This window comes from Meiothermus sp. (genome assembly GCF_025056915.1).
Taxonomy (GTDB): Bacteria; Deinococcota; Deinococci; order Deinococcales; family Thermaceae; genus Meiothermus.
This window is the reverse complement of record NZ_JANWVH010000008.1, coordinates 36,390-56,560: the sequence shown is the minus strand read 5'-3', so window position 1 is coordinate 56,560 and position 20,171 is coordinate 36,390. Positions and strand designations below refer to the sequence as shown.

Below are 20,171 nucleotides of genomic sequence, written 5' to 3'. Positions count from 1 at the left end.
GGCAGCCGCAGACGCTGCCCCCCAATGAATGGGTCTGGGAGCCGGGCGAGACCCTGTTTCAAAGCCTGGTGCCTGGAACGCTGCGTTTGATTGGGGTCACCGAGCAGTCACGCCGGGTGCAGGTAGCCGCCCAGCCGAACCCCCTGGCCGCTTATGTGGGCAAGGAGGTGCAGTTTTACTGGGAGGGCCAGTGGCGTAAGGCCACCCTGGTGAGCGCCGAGCAGAACCTGTACCTGTACGAGGGCCGCTACCTGGTGGGGCTGCCGGGAACGGTGGCTTATCCCGACCCCAGCGGATTCAGCGCGACGCCTGGCCCCAGGGTGATTTTCCGCTACGCGGGGGGCGGGGCGGGCACGCTGGCTTACCTGACTCGAGGCCTGACCTGGAACCTTCGCTACACCCTCGAGGACGGCGAGCTAACCGGCTGGGCCACCCTGACCAACGGCTTGGGGCGCACGGTACGACTGGGCCGCACCGAGCTGGTGGCCGGGAGCGTGCCCCTGCTGGAAGGGGGGTTTAGCGTGCCCGCCCCCCGCCCCGAAACCCGGATGTTGCAGGCCGCGCCTGCCGCAGCGGAGGTAGCGGAGGCCGAATTTGTGGGCGAGGCGGCGGGTACCTACCGCTACCGGCTGCCGGGGGAGGTGACGCTCGAGCCCGGCCTGACCGAGCTGCCTTTCCTTCGCACCCGGGTGCAGCCAGTTTATTTGTGGCGCTTGCAGACCGGCTTCAGCACCGAACGCGAGCTGGCCTTTGTGCGGGGGTTTCGCTTCGCGGCCCCGGAAAACCTGGCCGCCGGCGTGGTGAGCCTCCGCGAGCAGGGGGTGTTTGTGGGGCAGGCGGCCACCGGCGATACGGCCAGAGGCAACCAAGTGAGCCTGATGCTGGGCCCCGACCCCGAAGGCCGGGCCACCCGGCAGGTGGAGCAGCAGGCCCGCAACCGCTTCCGGGTGACCACCCGCGTGCAAAACCCCAAGCCTTATGCGGTGGAGGTTGAAATTCTGGAGCAGATGCCCCAGCCCTTCACGCTGGAGGGCGAGGGCCTCGAGCGCCTTCCCGAGGGCTACCGCCTGCGCTTCACCCTGGCCCCAGGCCAAAGCCGCAGCTACACCTACACCCTGACCCTGCCGCAGAGGTAAAGCCGAAGGCCGCGCCCGACCGAGACGCGCTTTCGGCAGAAGTCTATCGCGCTCTTCGCCGTGGCCGCCCATCCGGGCAGCCACGGTTCTGTTCAGGGCTTTCTCGAACTCGAGGCTCGCTATGAAGAGCGCTCTAGGCCCCGTAGGGAACCCAGATGTTCTTGATTTGGGTGGCCTGGCGCAGAATCTCGTCGGTATCGGGCAGGGCCCCGCGCTCGGGCAGCGTCCAGGTGCGCTTCATGTTGCCAGCGCTGGCCCGCTCGACCAGGGCGTGTCCGGCCTGGGGCCCGGCGTACCAGACCGCGTCCACGTCGTCGTGCTCGGCCAGGGTTTTGGCCAGTTCGTCGCGCTCGCCGGTCACAATGTTGAAGGTGCCCGGGGGGATGTCGGAGGTCTCGAGCACCTGGTAAAAGTCGGTGGCGCTCAAGGGCGCCGCCGGCGAGGGCACCACCACCAGGGTGTTGCCCATAGCCAGCGCGGTTCCGGCCAGCTTCGCCAGGGCCAGCAGGGGCTTGTCGTCGGGGCAGAGAATGCCCAGCACGCCAACCGGCTCGGGAAGGGCCAGGGTCACGTTGCGGATGGGCGTAGGGTGCACCACCCCTTCGTATTTGTCGGCCCAGGCCGCTGCCGCGAACAGGGCCTCGAGGGCCGCTTCGACCTCGGCCCCGCCGTCCTCGCCGGTCTGTTCCTGGAGGCGGCGGGCAAACTCCTCAGCCCGCTCGGAGAGGTTTTCCGCCAGGAAGTAGAGGATTTGCGCCTTGTGGTGCGCGGTGGCCTTGCGCCAGCCCTCGAAAGCCGCGCGGGCGGCCTCCACCGCGTTGCGAATATCCTTGCGGTTGCCGAGCCCCACCTCGCCCACCAGACGCCCGTCCGGGCCGTACACGGCCTGGCTGTAACCGCTATCGGGCCGGGTCTGCTTGCCCCCGATGAAGAGCTTGGCGGTGCGGTCTATGGCAGGCCGAAGGCTAGTAGCTACAGGCTGAAGGCTGGCCGTTTCTCTGGCCTTAGACGATGCCTTGGTTTTACGGCTTTGGGCTTTTGGCCCTGGCCTTTCGGCCTTCCTGACGTACTCCCAAAGCCCCTCCTTGCCCCCCTCGCGCCCAAATCCCGACTCTTTGTAGCCGCCAAAGCCGCTGGCCGCGTCGAAGAGGTTGGTGCTGTTGATCCAGATGGTGCCGGCCTTGATCTGGGTGGCGACGTCCAGGGCCAGGTTGATGTCCTCGCTCCAGATGGAGGCGGCCAGCCCGTAGCGGGTGTTGTTGGCCAGCCGGACGGCTTCTTCCGGGGTGCGGAAGGTCAGGGCAGCCAGCACCGGCCCGAAAATTTCCTCCTGGGCGATGGTGGAGGCCGGGGCGACCTGGGTGAACAGGGTGGGAGGGTAGAAGCACCCTTGGCTCGGCACCGCCCAGCTTGGCTGCCAGAGTTCGGCCCCTTCTTCTACCCCCTTCTGCACCAGCCGCTGGATTTTTTGAAGCTGCACCGGCGAGACGATGGCCCCTAAATCCACGGCCTTGTCCAGCGGGTCGCCGCAGCGGAGTTTTTCCATGCGGGCCCGCAGCTTGGCGTACATCTTCTCGGCGATGCCCTCCTGCACCAAAAGCCTCGAGCCCGCGCAGCAGACCTGCCCCTGGTTGAACCAGATGGCGTCCACCACCCCCTCCACCGCGCTGTCGAGGTCGGCGTCCTCGAAGACCAGGAAGGGCGACTTGCCGCCAAGCTCGAGCGAGAGCTTCTTGCCGCTGCCCGCCGTAGCCTTGCGGATGAGCCGCCCCACCTCGGTCGAACCGGTGAAGGCAATCTTGTCCACCCCCGGGTGCGCCACCAGGGCCGCCCCGGTGCTGCCGTCGCCGGTGAGGATGTTGACCACCCCCGGCGGCAGGCCGACCTTCTGGCAGATTTCCGCAAACAATAGCGCAGTGAGCGGGGTGAACTCGGCGGGCTTGAGCACCACCGTGTTGCCCATGGCCAGGGCCGGGGCAATTTTCCAGGCCAGCATCAGAAGCGGGAAGTTCCAGGGGATAATCTGGCCCACCACGCCCACCGGCACATAGCCCGGCAGCTCGCTTTCCATCAGCTGGGCCCAGCCTGCGTGGTAGTAGAAGTGGCGGGCCACCAGGGGGATGTCAATGTCGCGGGTCTCGCGGATGGGCTTACCGTTGTCCAGGGTCTCCAGCACCGCAAACAGCCGGGCGTGCTTCTGCACCTGCCGGGCCAGGGCATAGAGGTAGCGGGCCCGCAGGTGGCCGGGGGTCTGTTGCCAGCCTGCCAGGGCTTTCCGCGCCGCCTTGACGGCTTCGTCCACATCGGCTGCACCGGCCTGGGCGACCTCGGCCAGCGGCTGGCCGTTGGCGGGGTTGTGGGTGGCGAACCACTCCGGCTGGGCCGGGTCGCGCCACTTACCCCCAATGAAAAGCCGGAACCGGCCCTCGTGGGCCTTCAGCCAGTCCAGCGCAGGTTGGGCCGCCTCGGGAGCGGGGCCATAGGGAAGGGTGTCCATCAGTTCGGTCAGGGTCATGGTTGGCTCCGGGTTGGGATAGGCGGTGTTGGGGCAGATGGCCGGCTGGCCGCTACCCCAGCGGCTGGTACTGCATCGAGGCATAGCGCCCGTAGGCGAGGTGCTCGAGCTGCCGCTCGATGTCGTTGAGCAGGGCGCTGGCCCCAATGCGGAAGAGGTGGGGTTGCATCCACTCCAGGCCCAGCTCCTCCTTCATCAGAATCAGCCAGTCCAGAGCCTGCTTGGCGCTGCGGATGCCCCCGGCGGGCTTGAACCCCACCTTGTGACCGGTCTGCTCGTAATAGGCCCGGATGGCCCGCACCATCACCAGGCTGTTGGGCAGGGTGGCATTCACACTTTCCTTGCCGGTGGAGGTTTTGATGAAGTCGGAGCCGGCCTGCATGCAGACCAGGCTGGCTTTGTACACGTTGTTGAGGGTGCCCAGCTCACCCACGGCCAGAATGCTCTTCATGTGGGCCGGGCCGCAGGCTTCGCGGAAGTCGCGCACCTCCTGGTACAGCGCCTTCCAGTTGCCGGTCAGCACGTGGCGGCGCGAGATCACAATGTCAATCTCGCGGGCGCCCGCCGCAACCGAGGCCTCGATTTCCTGAAGCTTGAGGCGGTGCGGGTTGAGGCCCGCCGGAAAACCCGTCGAGACCGCGGCCACTGGAATGTCCGAGCCTTCTAAGGCGGCGACTGCGGTGGGCACCATCTCGTGGTAAACGCAGACCGCGCCGGTGCAGAGCCGCAGGCCGCTGACGCCCAGGTCTTGCAGCAGCTCGGGGCGCACCGGCTGGCGGGCTTTGGCGCACAGCCGCCGCACGGTGCCGGGGGTGTCGTCGCCGGAGAGGGTGGTCAGGTCAATGGTGCGGATGGCATGCAGGAGCCAGGCCGCCTGCCACTGTTTTTTGACGGTACGGCGGGTGGGCAGGGTGGCGGCCCGGCGCTCGATGGCGCTGCGGTTGACCCGGGCCTCGAGGGCGCTGGGGTCGAAGGGCGTACCGGGGTTGCGCTCCGGTACGGCGTGGGCTTGGGGTGCGGTGATGGTTGCCATAAGTGGCCTCACGTCTGGCCAGGTAAGGCCGATTATAGCCCAGGCTGCTATACTTGGGGGGAAGGAAACGGCGTCATAGCAGCGGATGGTGGCAACCCCAGGTAGGCTTTGAGGCGTCGTCCAGGGACATTTGGTTTTGCCGGAGCTGTCATGCTGGGGATACGGCGAAGGGTTGGGTTCTGCCATAGCTTCGGGAGGTGAAGGATGGAAACCCTGGAAGTGACCAAGTGTCCGGTGTGTGACGGGCTGGTGGAGGTGGCGGGCCCCTGGGTGGGCCTCGAGGTGGAGTGCCCGGACTGCTCTGAAGTATTGCGGGTGGTCTCGTTACACCCCCTCAGGCTCTATTACGCCTTCGACCCCGAGGAAGAGCCCCTGCCCGAGGAAGAGCATCGGGTGCCCCGGGGTGAACCGTAGGTGGCCCCTTAGCGGGCCTGCTGGGGCGGCCCCAGCACGATCAGTACGTCGTAGCCCCCGGGCTCCAGGCGGATGCGGGTCTGGAGGGGCAGGTGAAGCAGGTCGGCGTACTCCCTAGCCAGCAGGAAGGCGGGCGTCTCCCGCCCCACAATCGAGACCCCGCTCCGCACCAGCACCATGCTCTCGCCCCCGACCTCGCCTACCTGTACTTCTGGTGGGGGGATGCCCAGCTCCACAAAACCCTGCCGGTAGCGTTCACCCAAGCCCGCTCCACTCCGGTCTAAAAGCAAGGTTTTGAGGCCCAGGGCCTCGGCCTGCACCAGCCGGGCCATCACCAGGGTCTCGGGGGTGTGGCCCAGCAGTCCGGCTGTAAAGGAAGCCATGGCCGCCTGGTCGAGCACCAGGAAGCGGCCTTCCTCGAGGGTGGGCAGGGTGGCGCTTTTGAGGGTCAGGCCCTTCAAGTTGGGCAGCTGTTGCAGGGCCTCGCCGAGGGGGAGGGTGGTCTCGAGGGAGCTCCACAATGCCCCGGCAACCCCCGGCAGACGAGGCCAGTAGCGGGGGCTTTGGGCTTTGCGCAGAGCCAGCTCCATCACTTCCTTGATGCGATCCAGCCGGCCCAAATCGGAGCCTTCCCAGCGGCGAAAGCGCATGTACTTGACGGCATCCTTTCCGTTCAGGTGCACGGGCCCCGCCGGAAAATCTATGTAAAGGCCTGCCGCCCGGTCGGTGTATTTCATCGGATAGGGCAACACCACATCCACCCCATCCACCGCATCCACCAGTTTCATCACGGCTTCGAAGGTCAGAATCAGGTAGTGCTGCACCGGCACGCCGAGCAGCTGCTCAACGGCCTGCCGCAAGCCTTCGGCCCCGCCGCCCCGCTCGTAGACCGAATTAATCTTGCCTTCGTAATACCCCGCGGGCGTCTCGCCGCTGTAGCGCAGGTCGCGCGGGATGGCCACCACGGTGGCCTCCGAACCGCGCAAGCGAAGGTAAAAGATGGTGTCGGTGCGAAGCCCCGGCCCGCAGGCGGTGTGGTAGCCGCAGTACTCGGTGTCGCGGGCGGCCACCACCAGGCTCAGTTCCTCAACAGGGCCGCTGCCCCGATACCCGCCAAACAGTCCGGCCTGCACTTCCCGAAGCTGCGGCCCATACGCCAGGGCCCCAGCCAGGGTCAGCAAGGCCAGCCCCAGCAAAACCAGGGAGGGCCGAGGCCCCGCCCGTCGCCTACGAACCCACAACCTCCCTCGAGCCCGAGGGGGTATTCGTGGTTGCGCCATGACCCATAGACTACAAAACCTGAACCACTAAAGCGTAACAGACCATTCAAAAGGGCCAGGCAACCCCTAAGTGTCGGCCTCGAGCTGCTCCAGAACGGCCCTGTAGGCCGCCAGGGTTCTGGGGTGGGGTTCAATGCCCTTGCTCTCAAGGTATCTGACCTTGCAGATGACGGCCTTTTGGTACGCTTCCAGAAGCCGCCCGGCCAGCGCCAGTTCGCGGATATCGTGGTTGACCCCACGGCCCGGCTCCGAGACATCGGCCACATAGAGGGCCATGCCAATCGGGTGGTCGGGGCGAACCCCGTACACGTGGCCCTCGATGGCCTCGAGCACCTCTTCGTCCTCGATGCCCCACTGTTCGGCCAGCTTGCGGCCCGCACGGCCATGAAGCGAAAGGGGGTGGCTCAATTCAAGGGCTATTACGGGCGGCGCAAGTTCCATCAACTTCTGGTCACTCAGGTCGCGGGCCGCATCGTGCAGGATGGCCGCCAGATAGGTTTTTTCCACGTCGAGCCGGTTGGCCCTGGCGATTTGGGCGGCCAGTTCGGCCACCCGTAAGATGTGTGCAAAGCGCTCAGGCCTGACCTGCTGGCGCACCTTTTCGGACAGATCAACGACAGAGATCGTGCGGGTCAAGTGAAGCCTCCGCCGAGGGCGGGAGCAGGTTTTGGAAACTCCTGCCCATCCGCAGCAAAAAGCCTACCATATTTTTGGAAATTTCCAAGCTCGGCCATGGCCATCCCAATTGCCTCGCAACCCTCGAGCCATTATTTGAGCAAATGCAGTTGGGTTTTGTCCTTTCCACACTGTTCGGGCACGCACAGGTATCTGCTTGCTCAGTTCGCGGGCTTTCTTTGCTGGCCCAAATTCAGGATGCAGCGCCCCCTGGCAAAACGAAGGTGGTTGCCCTGAAAACGATACAGGCCCACCAGGCTTCCGGCACTTGAAACAAGTCGGCATAACCGCTATAGTTGTCAGTTGGCTGGGTTAATAGACCCGAGCCGTTTGCCGGATTGCCCCTGCATCCCAAACGGCCAACTGGAGAGTGTGGTCATGTACGCAATCATTAAGACGGGTGGGAAACAGTACCGCGCAGAAGCGGGCAGCAAGCTGCGCGTGGAGAAGCTCGAGGCCAACCCCGGCGATACCGTGGAGTTCGATGCGCTGATGCTGGGCGGCGAGAAGACCGTGGTGGGTACGCCCACCGTTCCCGGCGCCAAAGTGGTGGCCGAGGTGGTCGAACATGGCAAGGGCAAAAAGGTGGTGGTGGCCAAGTTCAAGGCCAAAATCCAGTACCGCCGCAAGCGGGGCCACCGCCAGCCCTACACCGAGATTGTGGTGAAGGAGATTCGCGCCTGAAAGCTGATAGCCGATAGCCCATAGCTGCTAGCCCTGGGTCATTCGCTAAAAGCCTTCAGCCTTCTGGAGGGACGATATGGCACACAAAAAAGGTCTGGGTTCAACCAAAAACGGGCGCGATAGCCAAGCCAAGCGCCTGGGGGTCAAGCGCTTCGAAGGTCAGGTGGTCAAGGCCGGGAACGTGCTGGTGCGCCAGCGCGGCACCAAGTTTCGCCCCGGTGAGGGCGTGGGCCTGGGCCGCGACTACACCCTGTTCGCCCTGATTGACGGGGTGGTGGAGTTCGCCGACAAAGGCCGCATGGGCCGCTATGTGCGGGTCAAGCCCCTCGAGCTGGCCAAGGCTGGCGACTGACGTAAATCGGTAGCCGAAGGCTCTAGCCCCCGTGCTTGGCCTTCGGCTTTTGGCTTGCCATGTTCAGAGATACCCTCGAGATTTCCGTGGCCGCCGGGCGCGGGGGCGATGGCTGCATTAGCTTCTGGCGCGAGAAATACATCGCCAAAGGCGGCCCTGACGGGGGCGACGGGGGCGACGGCGGTTCCATCATCCTGCGGGCGCTGGCCCAGGTGGACTCGCTCTCCAACCTCTCCAAGCGGGTCTACAAGGCTGAAAACGGCCAGCACGGCATGGGCAAGGGGCTGTTTGGCAGGTCGGGGAAGGACCTGATTATCGAGGTGCCGCGGGGCACCCGGGTTTTTGACGCCGATACCGGCGAGCTTCTGGCCGACCTGGTCGAGGAGGGCCAGACCTTTGTGGCCGCCCGGGGGGGGCGGGGCGGCTGGGGCAACCCCCGCTTTGTGACCCCCACCCGCCAGGCCCCCCGCTTTGCCGAGGCCGGGGAGGAGGGCGAGAAGCGCAAGCTGCGCCTCGAGCTGATGCTCCTGGCCGATGTGGGCCTGGTGGGCTACCCCAACGCCGGCAAGAGCAGCCTGCTGGCTGCCCTGACCCACGCCCAGCCCAAGATTGCCAGCTACCCCTTCACCACCCTCGCGCCCAACCTGGGCGTGATTGAGCGCGACCTCGAGCGCATCACCATGGCCGACATCCCCGGCATCATCGAGGGGGCGGCCCAGGGCAGGGGCCTGGGGCTGGAGTTTCTGCGCCACATTGCCCGGACTCGAGTCCTGCTCTATGTGCTCGATGGCGCCGACCACCCGCTGCAAACCTTGCAAACCCTTCAGGCCGAGCTGCGGGCCTACGACCCCGAGCTGCTCACGCGGCAGGCCCTGATTGCCCTCAACAAAACCGACCTGCTCACCCCGGACGAAGTCCAGACCCTCCAGAGCGAGCTGAGCCGAACCGGCCTGCCGGTGCTGCCTACCTCCACCCAGACCCGCCAGGGGCTTGCGGAGCTGGTCGAGGCCCTGTTTGCCCTGGTGCAGGCGGCGCCCAAACCCAAAATGGAGCAGCCCAGGCCCAGGCCCGAAGCCCCCGACTACATCAAGGTTACGCAGGTCGAGGAGGGGGTGTTTGCCCTCGAGGCCCCCCAGGTTGAGCGCCACCTGAACCGGCTCAAAGGCGACCTGATGGAAGCCGCGGGGTACTTGCAGGAGCTGTTCAGGCGCTACCGGGTGGAGCAGGCCCTCAAGGCCCACGGCGTGCGGGCGGGCGATACGGTGCGCTTCGGGCGGCACGAGTTCGAATACATCCCCGAGGTTGGCTAGGCCGATTGTGTACAATAGGAACGAATGGTCAAAACCATTGATACCCAAACGCTAATTGCGCACGTTAAGCAAGCCCTGGAAGACAAAAAGGCCGAAAACGTGGTGGCGCTGGACCTGACCGGCGTCTCCGATTCGCTGGACTACTTTGTGATTGCCACCGGAACCTCCCAGCCCCACCTGCAAGCCCTCGAGCGGGCCGTGCGGGAAAAACTCCAGGAAGAAGAGGGCATCCGGGCCCACAAGGTCGAGGGGCCCAGCCCGCGCTGGATTCTTCTGGACTATGGCCCGGTGCTGGTGCACCTGATGAGCGCCGAGGCCCGCGAGTACTACGACCTGGAAGGCTTCTGGGCCGATGCAAAGCGGCTGTAAGCGGCCTGCGGGCCGTTCAGATGTCGAAAGTTGAAGGCCAGAAGTGGGCTCTTATGGGCGATGGTTCAAAGCCCACTGCCTTATAAAAGAATCCCGTGATGTCTGGCCCCAGCCGCACTTTTGGCCTGCGACCCGCGGCTTGTGTCCTTGCCTGGCCTTGCTCTGCCCCTCCCTTACCAGGTAGGGGAGGCCCGGTGGGGTTGCAGACCTGGCCCTTCAGGCAATCATGCAGGTTGAGCGCCTCGGCAAATACCCTTCCCCACCGCCCCTACGGGTTAGGGAGGGGGTTGAGGGCTATTCTCGTTGGAATCTGCCGGATGGTATGGGTATCTTTACCACCGAGTCCTTACTTTGCCCTGGTTGAGGTGTGGGGCGGGCTTTGGGGCCGATAGTTGCGAACAGGGCCAAAGATAAACCGGTTGAACACGATGTAGGCGGCCAGGTAGGCGCCCATCTGAACCCAGAAATTGTTGAAGAGCGTAACCCCGCTGGCCCCCAGGAAGGTCATGAGCAGGGTGAGGGGCATCACCACAATAAAGGCCCGCAGCAACAGGCTGGGAAAAATGCGTAGCATGTCCCGGCCTGAAAGCGGGGTGCGCTGCTGGGCTTTGCGCTTGAGCTTTTCTTCCCGACGTTTCTTGCCCATGCCCTCAAGTCTAAGCCCTGAACTTTGCAGCGACCAAGGGCGTAGCGCACAGAGCGCAGAGGGCGGAGGTTGCTAGCGCTCCGTCTTTTGCTTTGGGCATGGGGCCGTGAGCCTTATGCTAGGGCCGTGCGAACACTATGGGAAGAACTTTGTGCCCTGCCGCACCGGGGGAGTGCCACGGCCCTCGAGGCCCAGGCTGCACAGAAACTCAAGGATTACCTGGGGGCGCGTCTGGGGCCTCTCATCTCGGTTGAGACCCAAACCTTCCGGGCTCCCCGCAGCTACGGCCCCGAGCTCATCCTGATTAGCCTGTTACTGGCCTCGGGTGGTTTGGGGGGGCTCTGGTGGCTGGCCCTGCTGGGAACCTATGGCTTCTGGGCGCATTTTTCGGGCTGGTGGGTGCCCTGGCGGCCCCTATTCGACCGCTACCCCTCGCAAAACCTGCTGGCCGAGGCCGGCCAGGGCCCAAAAACCCTGGTCTTGATGGCCCACTACGACTCCGCCAAGACCTTTTTCCTCTACCACCCCCAGCAGGTGCGGTATTTCCGGCGCAACTTCCTGCTCAATGCCGGGCTGGCGACGGTGCTGCCCCTGGGCGCCTTGTTGCCGGTAGTCTCGCAGTTGCTGGGCCTGTATTTTTCGGTTCAGGCCGTGCTCCTGACCCTGCGTGAACTCCGGGAACCCTATGTCAACGGGGCCAACGACAACGCCACCGGGGTAGCGGTGGCAGCGGCGCTGTTCGAGGAGCTGACCCAAAACCCCCTGCCGGGCTACCGGGTGATGCTGGCCCTCACCGGTAGCGAGGAAGTGGGGGCCAGGGGGGCCGAGTACCTGGCGCGTTCGGGGCGGGTTCCACCGGACGCCCTGGTGCTCAACCTCGACAACGTGGGCAAGGGGGAGCTGTTTTATGCAACCGGCGAGGGCATGCTGGTCTACCACACCTACCGGGGGGGCATGCTCGAGCGGGCCCAGGCCAATCCGGGGGCAAGGCCCTTGGCCTACCGCCTGGCCTTTTTCGACACCCGCCCCTTTGCCGCGCGGGGCATTCCTTGCCTGACCCTCATTCGCTTAGAGCAGGGGATACCCCCCCACTGGCACTGGCCCTCCGACCGGCCCGACGGCGTGGACTGGAAAGCGGTGGAAGAAACCCTGGGATACGCGCGTGCGCTGGTGCGCCAACTGGCCTGAACTGGTGGGATGCCGCGCTACGTGGTCTCAGGTCGCAAACAGTGGTTTGACATGGTGAAATGCCTGCGGGGCCATACGGTCATTTAGCCTTCAGCCCTGGGGCTATTGGCGATTCGCTCCAGGCAAACAGCGCACCACCACCGCGCTGGCGCTGGACTGTGTTCATTTAGGGCAGCCTTTTATGAAAGGGTGGCATATACTCATGAGCGTGGGTTGGAAAGGTGCAGGGGTCTCACTACCCCAGCCACGCCGAAATAAAAAATCTGCACTTATCGAAATACCGGCTGGGCCCTTTTGCTGACGAACTTTGTTTCAACCCACCCGGCCATTGGCCGACCCAAGGGAGCCTCTCGATGAGTACCACCCAAACCCCTCCTCCCATCGCCGAGATGCTGCGCAGCATGGTACAGGCTCGAGCGTCCGACATTCACCTGCAGGCGGGTGCTCCCCCCACTGTGCGCATTGATGGCAAGCTCAAGCCGTTTGGCAGCAAGGTGCTCTCTCCGGGGGACGTGGAGGCCATTGTTCGCAGCCTGCTCAATCCCATGCAACTGGAGGAGCTCGAGTACAAAAAAGAGATGGACTTTGCCTACACAGTGCCGGGCCTGGCCCGCTTCCGCTGCAATCTGCTTCACCAGCGCGGCAGCTTTGGGCTGGTGATGCGGGTGGTGGCCGAGACCATCCCCAGCTTCGAGGCCCTGGGCCTGCCCCGCCCGGTGATGGAGGAGCTGGCCTCCAAGGAGCGCGGCCTGGTGCTGGTGACCGGCCCCACCGGTTCGGGCAAGTCCACCACCCTGGCCGCCCTGATTGACCACATCAACCTGCACTACCCCAAAAACATCGTGACCATCGAAGACCCCATCGAGTTTTTGCACAAGCACAAGAAAAGCCTGGTGGTGCAGCGCGAGGTGGGGGTTGACACCGACTCCTTCAGCTCGGGCCTCAAGTACTGCATGCGCCAGGATCCGGACGTGATCTTGATTGGCGAGATGCGCGACCGGGAAACGGTGGAAGCGGCCATCATGGCGGCCCAGACCGGACACCTGGTGTTTTCGACCCTGCACACCCTGGATGCGGTACGCACCATCAACCGCATCATTGACTTCTTCCCCCTGCACGAGCACCTGCAAATTCGGATTCTGCTGGCCGAGTCGCTTCTGGGCATCATCTCCCAGCGCCTGCTGCCCAGGGCCGATGGGCAGGGGCGCACCCTGGCCCTGGAGATTCTGCTGGCCACGCCGTTTGTGCGCGACCTGATCAAGGACGAAAACAAGACCCCGCAGATCAAGGATGCCATGCTGCAAGACAACCTGCGCGGAATGCAGACCTTCGACCAGCATCTGGTAGAGCTTTACACCCAGGGCCACATCAGCCTCGAGGACGCCGAAGGCTCGGCCACCAGTCCCCACGAGCTCAAGCTGATGCTGACCAAGTTCACCGGGCGCGGCTACTGAAGCATAAGAACAGCAGAGATGGCTTTGGAGCTGGTTGCTTTCTGGCCAGAGCAGCCTGGTTTTTTGCCCTCCATGCGGATTCGGTCATTTTGTTTGCCGGATGGCGGCGATTGGATGCAAAAAGAGGCTGTGCGCTTCGAAGGCGGTCTTTGGAATCCGGCATGACTCGGGTAGAGTAAGGCCAAATCTGGAGGTTTGACCATGCGCTGGCGTTTTTTCTGGCTATCCGGGCTTTTGTTGCTGATTTCGTGCGTGCCGGTTAACCAGGTGCGGCAGGTGCAGGGGCTTTCGGGGCCGGTGAGCATCACCTTTGACCGCTGGGGAATACCCCATATCCGGGCCCTCTCGAGCGATATGGACGTGTTTTTTGCCCAGGGGTATGTGCACGCCCGCGACCGGCTGTTCCAGATGGAGCTGGGCCGCCGCGCGGCGCAGGGCCGGTTGTCGGAAATTCTGGGCAGCGGGGCCCTCGAGCAAGACCGCTTTTTCCGCACCTGGGGCTTCTACCGCGCGGCGCAGGCGTCCTTTCCTAACCACGCCGAGTTCACCCGCCGCGCCCTCGAGGCCTACGCGGCAGGGGTGAACCAGTTCATCCGCGAAGGCAACCTGCCCCTGCCCTTTGCCCTGCTGGGCTTCACCCCCGAGCCCTGGACACCCGCCGACACCCTGGCCTGGGGCAAGCTCCAATCCTACGACTTGGGCCAGGTCTGGCAGGACGAGATTGACAATGCCTTCATCCTAAGCAAGGTGGGGGTGGAAGGTTTCAACAACCTGCGGGGGGTGTATCCGCAGGGCTGGCCCACCATCCTGCAACCCGGCGACCTGCCCGGTGCCAACGAGCGGGCCGGACAAAGCCAAGCCACGCCACCGCCCGCCCTCTCCGCAAACTTGCTGGCTGTGCTAGAAGAGCTGGCCCGCTTTTCCGAGACCCTTCGCCTGGCCCCCCGCACCCCCGACCAGGGCTCGAACAACTGGGTGCTGAGCGGCGCGCGCACCACCACCGGCAAGCCCCTGCTGGCCAACGACCCCCACCTGCGCCTGCAAAACCCGGCCCTGTGGTACATCGCCGACCTGCGCGGCCCCGGCTACCAGGCCATCGGGGCCACCATTCCGGGGGTGCCGGGGGTCTTTCTGGGCCGCAACGACCGGGTGGCCTGGGGGGCTACCAACGTGCGGCCCGACGTGATGGATTTGTTCGTGCTGGACTTGGAAGGGCAGGCCTACCGAACCCCCACCGGCCTGGTGCCGCTCCGCCTGCGTCAGGAAATCATCCAGGTGCGGGGGGCCGACCCGGTGACCCTCACGGTGCGGGAAAGCGAATACGGCCCGGTGATTTCCGACCTGGGCCGGGCTTTTTTGCGGCCTGGCCTGACCGCTGGAACCGCCATCGCCGGAGAGAACCAGGCCGTGGCGGTGCGCTGGACGGGCCTGGAGCCAGAGGACACCACCCTGGATGCCTACCTGGGCATGAACCGCGCCCGCAATGCCGCCGAGTTCCGCGAGGCCCTGCGGCGCTACGCAGCTCCCATGCAGAACTTCGTTTATGCCGATGTGGACGGTAACATCGGCTACTTTGCCCCCGGCCTGATTCCGCTGCGCGACTGGGACGGGCGCTTTCCGGCCAGCGCCCGGCTGGGTCAGCAGTGGAAGGGCTATGTGGCCTTCGAGCGCCTGCCGCAGGTGGTGAACCCCCGCGAGGGGTTTGTCAGCAGCGCCAACAACCGGGTGTTGCCGCACGGCGGGCCCGACATCTCCACCTACACCACCGAGGTTTTCCGGGCCCAGCGCATCCGCGAGCTGATTCTGGCGACCCCCAGGGCCAGCCTCGAGGACATGGCCCGCTGGCAGGGCGATACCTACTCCATCATTGCCCGGGAGATGTTGCCCGCGCTGCTGGCCCTCCAACCCCAAAGCGAGGCCGCGCGGCGCTTGCAGAGTGCGGTGCGGGGGTGGGATTTGCGGGCCGAGCTGGACTCGGTGGGGGCCACGGCCTTTGCCTTCTACTACCGCGAGATTTCCCGGATGCTGGAGGACGAACTCGAGCTTCGCTACCCCCCGGTGCCCTATACCTTCGTCCAGACCCTGCGGGAGGATGGGCGCTGGTGCCGCAACGCCAGCGCCGGGATTCGCAACTGCGCGGAGTTCATGGCCCAGGCCCTGGAGAAAGCCGGGGCGGAACTCGAGCGCCGCCTAGGCCCCGACCCCGCCCAGTGGCAGTGGGGCCGGCTGCACCAGGCCAGCCTGATCTCGCCCCTGGCCTCCACGCCCCTCATTGGCGGCCTGTTCAACCGCACCCTGCCCACCCCTGGCTCCATGCACACCGTGAATGTAGCCAACTACAACCAGGACACCTTTGTGCACACCTCCGGGGCCAGCCTGCGCACCCTTTTCGACCTGGCCGACCCCGACAACAGCCGCATCATCTACCCCATGGGCCAGTCCGCCGATGTGTTCAGCCCCCACTTCGACGACCTCTTGTGGCTCTGGCGCGACAACCGAACCGTGCCCCTGAGCACCCGGCCTGCCGACTGGGGCCCGACCTGGACGCTCGAGCTAAGGCCCTAAGACTGAGCTGGCCCACCCCTTGAGGGCGAACGACAGCCTCCCAGAGGCCACGCCAGAGGACGATGAGACTCGGGTACAATGAATCTATGCAGGTAAGTGAGCGTTACGGCAAGCTGGGCGAAGAGGATGACTTCGACCTGCGCTTCTGGCAGAGCCAGCCTGTGGAGGCCATCTTTGAGGCGGCCTTTGAGATGGTCAAGGATTACCTGCTGCTAAGGGAAGGCCATGCTGACCAGCCCCGACTTCAAAGAACTGTTGAGTCTTTTCAAAAAGCATAAGGTTCGCTACCTGATTGTTGGGGGATATGCGGTGATGCGCTACACCGAACCGCGCTTTACCAAAGACCTTGATACTCATCGCCATAGACGACAGAAACCCAGAAGCTGTGTATAACGCTCTGAAAGAGTTCGGCGCTCCGCTGGCCGGGTTAAGCGCCTCCGATTTTGCATCCGAAGGTTACTTTTACCAGATGGGCAGGCCACCGCTGCGAGTGGATGTAACTGAGCCCTACCGCCTCGCCTCCACCCGCGCCTTCATCTCCTCAATCAAGGCCGCCACTTCCAGGCTGCGCTGCTCCTTCACGTGCCGCTCGCGCACGTTCACCGTGCCGGCTTCGGCCTCCTTGTCGCCCACCACCAGAATCAGCGGGATTTTTTGCAGCTCGGCATCGCGGATTTTGGCGTTCATGCGCTCGGGGCGGCTGTCTATCTCCACCCGCAGTTTGTTTTTACGCATCTGGGCGGCAACCTGCTCGGCGTAAGCCAGGTGCCGGTCTGAGATGGGCACCAGCACGGCCTGGATGGGGGAGAGCCAGAGGGGGAAGTCGCCCGCGGTGTGCTCGAGGTAAAAAGCAAAGAAGCGGTCGAAGCTGCCCATGATGGCGCGGTGGATGACCACCGGGGTTTCCTTTTCGCCCCGCTCGTTGGTGAACTCCAGGCCAAACCGCTCGGGCACGATAAAGTCGAGCTGGTTGGTGGCGATGGTGTCTTCCTTGCCCAGCACGCTGCGAATCTGCACATCCAGCTTGGGGCCGTAGAAGGTGGCCTCACCGATGCCCTCCACGTACTTGGCCCCGGTCTGCTCGAGGGCCGCCCGGATGGCCGCAATGGAGTCGCGCCAGTTGTCGTTCTCCTGACCGAACTTTTCGGGGTTGTTTTCAAAGTCGGGGAGCGAAAGGCGGAACCAGTAGTCGCTGATGCCGAAGTCGCGGTACACCTCGTCGAAAAGCTGGATGACCCGGATGAACTCCTCGGTGACCTGGGCCCTCGAGCAGTAGATGTGCGCGTCGTTCTGGGTGAAGCCCCGCGCCCGGGTGAGGCCCGAAAGGGTGCCCGAAAGCTCGAAGCGGTAGACCGTGCCAAACTCCGCCAGTCTTAGCGGCAGGTCGCGGTAGCTCTTGGGGCGGGCCTTGTAAATCATGTGGTGGTGCGGGCAGTTCATTGGTTTGAGGTAGTATTCCTCGCCCTCAATCTCGATGGGGGCGTACATGTCGTCTTTGTAGTAGGGCAGGTGGCCGGAGGTGTAGTAGAGCCGGGCGTTGGCGATGTGAGGGGTGTAAACGTAGTGATAGCCGTAGGCCTGCTCCTTGTGGTACATGTAGTCTTCCATCTGCCGCCGGATGAACGACCCCCGGGGGAGCCACAAAGGCAGGCCCTTGCCCACCTCCTCCGAGATGGTGAAAAGCTCGAGCTCGGCCCCCAGCTTGCGGTGGTCGCGGCGTTTGGCCTCCTCCTGCTGCCAGAGGTAGTGCTCGAGTTCTTCCCTGGTGCGAAAGGCGATGCCGTAGATGCGCTGGAGCATGGGGCGGCTGGAGTCGCCCCGCCAGTAGGCCCCGGCCAGGCTGGTCAGCTTGAAGTGGGGGGGGATGCGGCCCGTGCTGGGCACGTGGGGCCCCCGGCAGAGGTCGGTAAAGCCAAACTGTTCGTCGCCCTGCTTGTAAAAGCTCAGCTCCTCGTGCTCGGGCAGGTCTTGAATCAGCTCGGTCTTGTAGGGGTCAATGCCCGCATAGCGCTTCAGGGCCTCCTCACGCGGCAGCACAAAGCGCTCCAGGGGCAGGTTGGCCGCCACAATCCGGCGCATTTTCTCCTCAATCAGCGGCAGGTCTTCTTCGCGCAGGGGCTCGGGGGCGTCCATGTCGTAGTAGAAGCCGTTTTCAATCACCGGCCCGATGGCCAGCTTGACCTGCTCCGGGGCAAAGCCCCGCTCGGCATAGAGCTCGCGCACCGCCTGGGCCATCACGTGGGCCAGGGTATGACGGAAAAGCTGCACAAACTCGGGGTCTTTCTCGGTCAGAATACGGATTTCGGCTCCATCCGGCAGGGGCTTGAACAAATCGTAGAGCTCACCGTTGGCGATGGCCCCTATCGCCGCTTTAGCCAGGCCGGGGCCAATGGCCTTGGCGGCATCGGCTGCGGTGGCGCCGGGCTTTAGCTCCAGGTTTCGTCCGTCGGGAAGCACTGCGTTCATAGTCACCTCAAAAAAAACCCCGGCCCCTCCACCACGAGCCGGGAGAACCTCCATTGCCCTCAGGCTAGAAGTTCTCCCCCAGCCGGGTAGTCTGCCGGAACCCCATCTTGCCTAGAAGTGTACGGCTGCGCGGGGTGGGCGTCAAATCAGCAGCGCCCTCGAGCCCGGCTGGCCTGTCCGGTTTGGGTTTGCGGGGCTCGAGGGCGCCCCAATCTTAATAGTCCAACCATAGGGCCAAAAATAAACTCAGTATAAACAAAAGGGCCTCGGCTGCCCAAAAGTGCCTGAACCATCGGCTAACCCGAAGCAGCGAAATAGGTGCTGCTGCGTTGTACCAAGTACAATATAGAATCTCTTTGTTTGAAAGCATAAACTTGACATTTTGTCAAGGGGTTTACAACCGTTACTTGCTTGGGTATCGTTACAGCCAAGGAGGGAAAACATGGCAAAGGTTGCTCGCCGAATCCTCATCTGGAACGACTAAATCAACCACTTGGCCTATAGCCAGAGTGTTACGGGGGGCGTTACGCCCCCCAGGTTTTTTGCTATTTTCCCTGAGTGCTGACCCAACTCAACCCTGCAAGGGCTCGGGCAGACCCTTCAGGCTTCGAATGGGCGAGAAGAACAGCCAGGTGAAGGAGAGCATGGCAATCAGCCCGGCGATGAGCGTGGCCTCGCGGATGCCCAGCCATTCGGCCAGCGCCCCGCCCAGAATGCCCCCCAGCGAACCCAGCCCAATGCCCACAAACTGACTGGTTCCGCCCACCCGCCCCAGCAGGTGCTTGGGGGTTCGGGCCTGGCGGATGCTCACCGCATTCACATTGCGCACCACGGTCGAAACCGCCTTCACAAACAGGAGCAGGCTGACCAGCAGGGCAGCCACAACAGGGGGCGCGACCACCAGAGCGAAGGCAACCCCGGTGAGGGAGGAGATCAGCTGCATCCGGATAATGATTCCGCCAGTTCCCAGCCAGTCGGTAAAACGGGCGGCGGTCAGGGCCCCGATGAGCGCACCCAGCCCCACCACACCAAAGATGAGGCCAATCCAGGCCGGTGGAATTTCCAGTACCCGGCTCAAAAACAGAATCTGAAGGCCGGCCAGCATGCCAATATGCAGGTTAAAGGTAGCACTGGAGAGCACCAGCGCGCGCAGGTAGGCATCGGAAAAGACCAGCCGCAGACCCTCGCCGATTTCGCTGAAGATGAGCTTGGGGCTGCGCACCTTCTGGGTCTCGTTGCTGGGGATGCGGTTGATCAGAAAGGCCGAGACCCAGTACAGGAGGGCATTGAGCAAAACCGTGAGGGGCGCCCCTACCGCCTGCACCAGCAAGCCTGCTACCCCCGGCCCCGCAACGGTAGCAACCTGGCGGCTGCTCTCGAGCTGGCTGTTGGCCGCTACGAGCTGTTCGCGCTCGGCAATGCTGGGCACAAAAGCGCTTACCGACAGGTCGAAAAACACCCTGAGCAGCCCATAGGCGAAGGCCACCACCCACAGCCACTCGATGCTGAGCCAGCCCAGCCACCCCCCCAGCGGTATGCTGAGCAACAACAGGCCCCGCCCGTAGTTGGCCCAGGTCATGATGCGCTTGGGCGAACCCTGGTCTATCCAGACCCCGGCAAACAGGGTGATGACCAGCCAGGGCAGGGTTTGCAAGGTGGCGAGCAGGCCCATCTGGGCCGGGCTGGCCTTCAGGGTGATGGCGGCCAGCAGTGGCAGGGCCACTTCCAGCACCACCGCCCCAAAGGTAACGCTGGTCTGACCCCACAATAGGTTGCGGAACTGGGCCGGAATGCCAGGGCGGGATTCCATTGTGACCGTGGAAATCATAAGCCAAATCAGGGCTTTGTCCAAGGTTTGGCTTTTGTGTGGAAGAAGGCCGTGCGGTTTTGCGGGCGGAGGGAAGGTCGGCGACCCCATACCAACCTCAGGCCTACAGGCACTTTCAAGGAAACACCGGGTGGGAGCGGGGGTCGGTCTCCAACACCTGCCTTCTACGCCCTAACCACTGCTTCCATGGTATGAAAGGCTTCAAGCAAAGTTTTTGCCCATCAGGCCGACCCTGCGCGCCCGGATGGCTGCGGTT

17 protein-coding genes are annotated in these 20,171 nt (G+C 64.1%); 10 read left to right on the top strand and 7 right to left on the bottom strand.

Features of this window, described 5'->3' with window-relative positions; translation table 11 throughout:
- Positions 1–1,136, top strand: a 1,136-nt coding sequence (locus NZN28_RS02745) for a hypothetical protein (protein ID WP_295395241.1), incomplete at its 5' end; no start/stop codon positions are given.
- A 133-nt stretch (positions 1,137–1,269) separates the two neighbouring features.
- Here NZN28_RS02745 and NZN28_RS02740 read toward each other — a convergent pair.
- Together NZN28_RS02740 and deoC are read right to left on the bottom strand one after the other, a co-directional pair.
- Entirely contained in the window at positions 1,270–3,651 is a 2,382-nt protein-coding gene (locus NZN28_RS02740) for an aldehyde dehydrogenase family protein (protein ID WP_295395240.1), read from the bottom strand.
- A gap of 52 nt (positions 3,652–3,703) precedes the next feature.
- Positions 3,704–4,684, bottom strand: coding sequence for a deoxyribose-phosphate aldolase (deoC, locus tag NZN28_RS02735; RefSeq protein WP_295395239.1), 981 nt, complete (start codon positions 4,682–4,684; stop codon positions 3,704–3,706).
- Positions 4,685–4,888: 204 nt separating this feature from the next.
- On the opposite strand from deoC, the gene NZN28_RS02730 reads away from it, so the two are divergent.
- Positions 4,889–5,098 (top strand): hypothetical protein, encoded by a 210-nt coding sequence (locus NZN28_RS02730; protein WP_295395238.1) that lies wholly within the window; start codon positions 4,889–4,891, stop codon positions 5,096–5,098.
- Between the two features lie 8 nt (positions 5,099–5,106).
- On the opposite strand, the gene NZN28_RS02725 is transcribed toward NZN28_RS02730, so the two are convergent.
- Both NZN28_RS02725 and yqeK read right to left on the bottom strand, forming a co-directional pair.
- Entirely contained in the window at positions 5,107–6,339 is a 1,233-nt protein-coding gene (locus NZN28_RS02725; protein ID WP_295395237.1) for an LCP family protein, read from the bottom strand.
- A 105-nt stretch (positions 6,340–6,444) separates the two neighbouring features.
- Complete coding sequence (yqeK, locus tag NZN28_RS02720) at positions 6,445–7,014, bottom strand: bis(5'-nucleosyl)-tetraphosphatase (symmetrical) YqeK (protein ID WP_295395236.1); 570 nt, start codon at positions 7,012–7,014, stop codon at positions 6,445–6,447.
- Between the two features lie 417 nt (positions 7,015–7,431).
- Here yqeK and rplU point away from each other — a divergent pair, with 417 nt between their 5' ends.
- The 4 genes from rplU to rsfS all read left to right on the top strand — a co-directional run bounded on the left by rplU (position 7,432) and on the right by rsfS (position 9,768).
- Positions 7,432–7,737: a 50S ribosomal protein L21 gene (rplU, locus tag NZN28_RS02715; protein WP_367275816.1), complete on the top strand. Its 306-nt coding sequence runs from the start codon at positions 7,432–7,434 to the stop codon at positions 7,735–7,737.
- Between the two features lie 76 nt (positions 7,738–7,813).
- Positions 7,814–8,089, top strand: coding sequence for a 50S ribosomal protein L27 (gene rpmA, locus NZN28_RS02710; RefSeq protein WP_295395234.1), 276 nt, complete (start codon positions 7,814–7,816; stop codon positions 8,087–8,089).
- Positions 8,090–8,148: 59 nt separating this feature from the next.
- The gene (gene obgE / locus NZN28_RS02705) at positions 8,149–9,399 is read left to right on the top strand and encodes a GTPase ObgE (protein WP_295395233.1); all 1,251 of its coding nucleotides are present in this window, start codon (positions 8,149–8,151) and stop codon (positions 9,397–9,399) included.
- Positions 9,400–9,423: 24 nt separating this feature from the next.
- Positions 9,424–9,768 (top strand): ribosome silencing factor, encoded by a 345-nt coding sequence (gene rsfS / locus NZN28_RS02700; protein WP_295395232.1) that lies wholly within the window; start codon positions 9,424–9,426, stop codon positions 9,766–9,768.
- Positions 9,769–10,114: 346 nt separating this feature from the next.
- Here rsfS and NZN28_RS02695 read toward each other — a convergent pair whose 3' ends face one another.
- Positions 10,115–10,414, bottom strand: a complete 300-nt coding sequence (locus NZN28_RS02695) for a hypothetical protein (RefSeq protein ID WP_295395231.1) — start codon at positions 10,412–10,414, stop codon at positions 10,115–10,117.
- Between the two features lie 126 nt (positions 10,415–10,540).
- Here NZN28_RS02695 and NZN28_RS02690 point away from each other — a divergent pair, with 126 nt between their 5' ends.
- The 4 genes from NZN28_RS02690 (at position 10,541) to NZN28_RS02675 (ending at position 15,899) form a co-directional block, all read left to right on the top strand.
- Positions 10,541–11,602, top strand: coding sequence for a M28 family peptidase (locus tag NZN28_RS02690; protein WP_295395230.1), 1,062 nt, complete (start codon positions 10,541–10,543; stop codon positions 11,600–11,602).
- A 353-nt stretch (positions 11,603–11,955) separates the two neighbouring features.
- Positions 11,956–13,056 (top strand): type IV pilus twitching motility protein PilT, encoded by a 1,101-nt coding sequence (locus NZN28_RS02685; protein WP_295395229.1) that lies wholly within the window; start codon positions 11,956–11,958, stop codon positions 13,054–13,056.
- Between the two features lie 201 nt (positions 13,057–13,257).
- Complete coding sequence (locus tag NZN28_RS02680; protein ID WP_295395228.1) at positions 13,258–15,621, top strand: penicillin acylase family protein; 2,364 nt, start codon at positions 13,258–13,260, stop codon at positions 15,619–15,621.
- Between the two features lie 86 nt (positions 15,622–15,707).
- Positions 15,708–15,899, top strand: a complete 192-nt coding sequence (locus NZN28_RS02675) for a hypothetical protein (protein WP_295395227.1) — start codon at positions 15,708–15,710, stop codon at positions 15,897–15,899.
- A 229-nt stretch (positions 15,900–16,128) separates the two neighbouring features.
- On the opposite strand, the gene thrS is transcribed toward NZN28_RS02675, so the two are convergent.
- Positions 16,129–18,087 (bottom strand): threonine--tRNA ligase, encoded by a 1,959-nt coding sequence (gene thrS / locus NZN28_RS02670; protein ID WP_295395226.1) that lies wholly within the window; start codon positions 18,085–18,087, stop codon positions 16,129–16,131.
- A 571-nt stretch (positions 18,088–18,658) separates the two neighbouring features.
- Positions 18,659–19,897, bottom strand: a complete 1,239-nt coding sequence (locus NZN28_RS02665; protein WP_295395225.1) for an MFS transporter — start codon at positions 19,895–19,897, stop codon at positions 18,659–18,661.
- Between the last annotated feature and the right edge of the window lie 274 nt (positions 19,898–20,171).

Coding starts and splice junctions, on each gene's coding strand:
- NZN28_RS02680 (WP_295395228.1), top strand. CDS start 13,258: ATGCGCTGGCGTTTTTTCTGGCTATCCGGGCTTTTGTTGCTGATTTCG.
- NZN28_RS02685 (WP_295395229.1), top strand. CDS start 11,956: ATGAGTACCACCCAAACCCCTCCTCCCATCGCCGAGATGCTGCGCAGC.
- NZN28_RS02675 (WP_295395227.1), top strand. CDS start 15,708: ATGCAGGTAAGTGAGCGTTACGGCAAGCTGGGCGAAGAGGATGACTTC.
- rplU (WP_367275816.1), top strand. CDS start 7,432: ATGTACGCAATCATTAAGACGGGTGGGAAACAGTACCGCGCAGAAGCG.
- obgE (WP_295395233.1), top strand. CDS start 8,149: ATGTTCAGAGATACCCTCGAGATTTCCGTGGCCGCCGGGCGCGGGGGC.
- rsfS (WP_295395232.1), top strand. CDS start 9,424: ATGGTCAAAACCATTGATACCCAAACGCTAATTGCGCACGTTAAGCAA.
- rpmA (WP_295395234.1), top strand. CDS start 7,814: ATGGCACACAAAAAAGGTCTGGGTTCAACCAAAAACGGGCGCGATAGC.
- NZN28_RS02695 (WP_295395231.1), bottom strand. CDS start 10,414: ATGGGCAAGAAACGTCGGGAAGAAAAGCTCAAGCGCAAAGCCCAGCAG.
- thrS (WP_295395226.1), bottom strand. CDS start 18,087: ATGAACGCAGTGCTTCCCGACGGACGAAACCTGGAGCTAAAGCCCGGC.
- NZN28_RS02665 (WP_295395225.1), bottom strand. CDS start 19,897: ATGGAATCCCGCCCTGGCATTCCGGCCCAGTTCCGCAACCTATTGTGG.
- deoC (WP_295395239.1), bottom strand. CDS start 4,684: ATGGCAACCATCACCGCACCCCAAGCCCACGCCGTACCGGAGCGCAAC.
- NZN28_RS02740 (WP_295395240.1), bottom strand. CDS start 3,651: ATGACCCTGACCGAACTGATGGACACCCTTCCCTATGGCCCCGCTCCC.
- NZN28_RS02730 (WP_295395238.1), top strand. CDS start 4,889: ATGGAAACCCTGGAAGTGACCAAGTGTCCGGTGTGTGACGGGCTGGTG.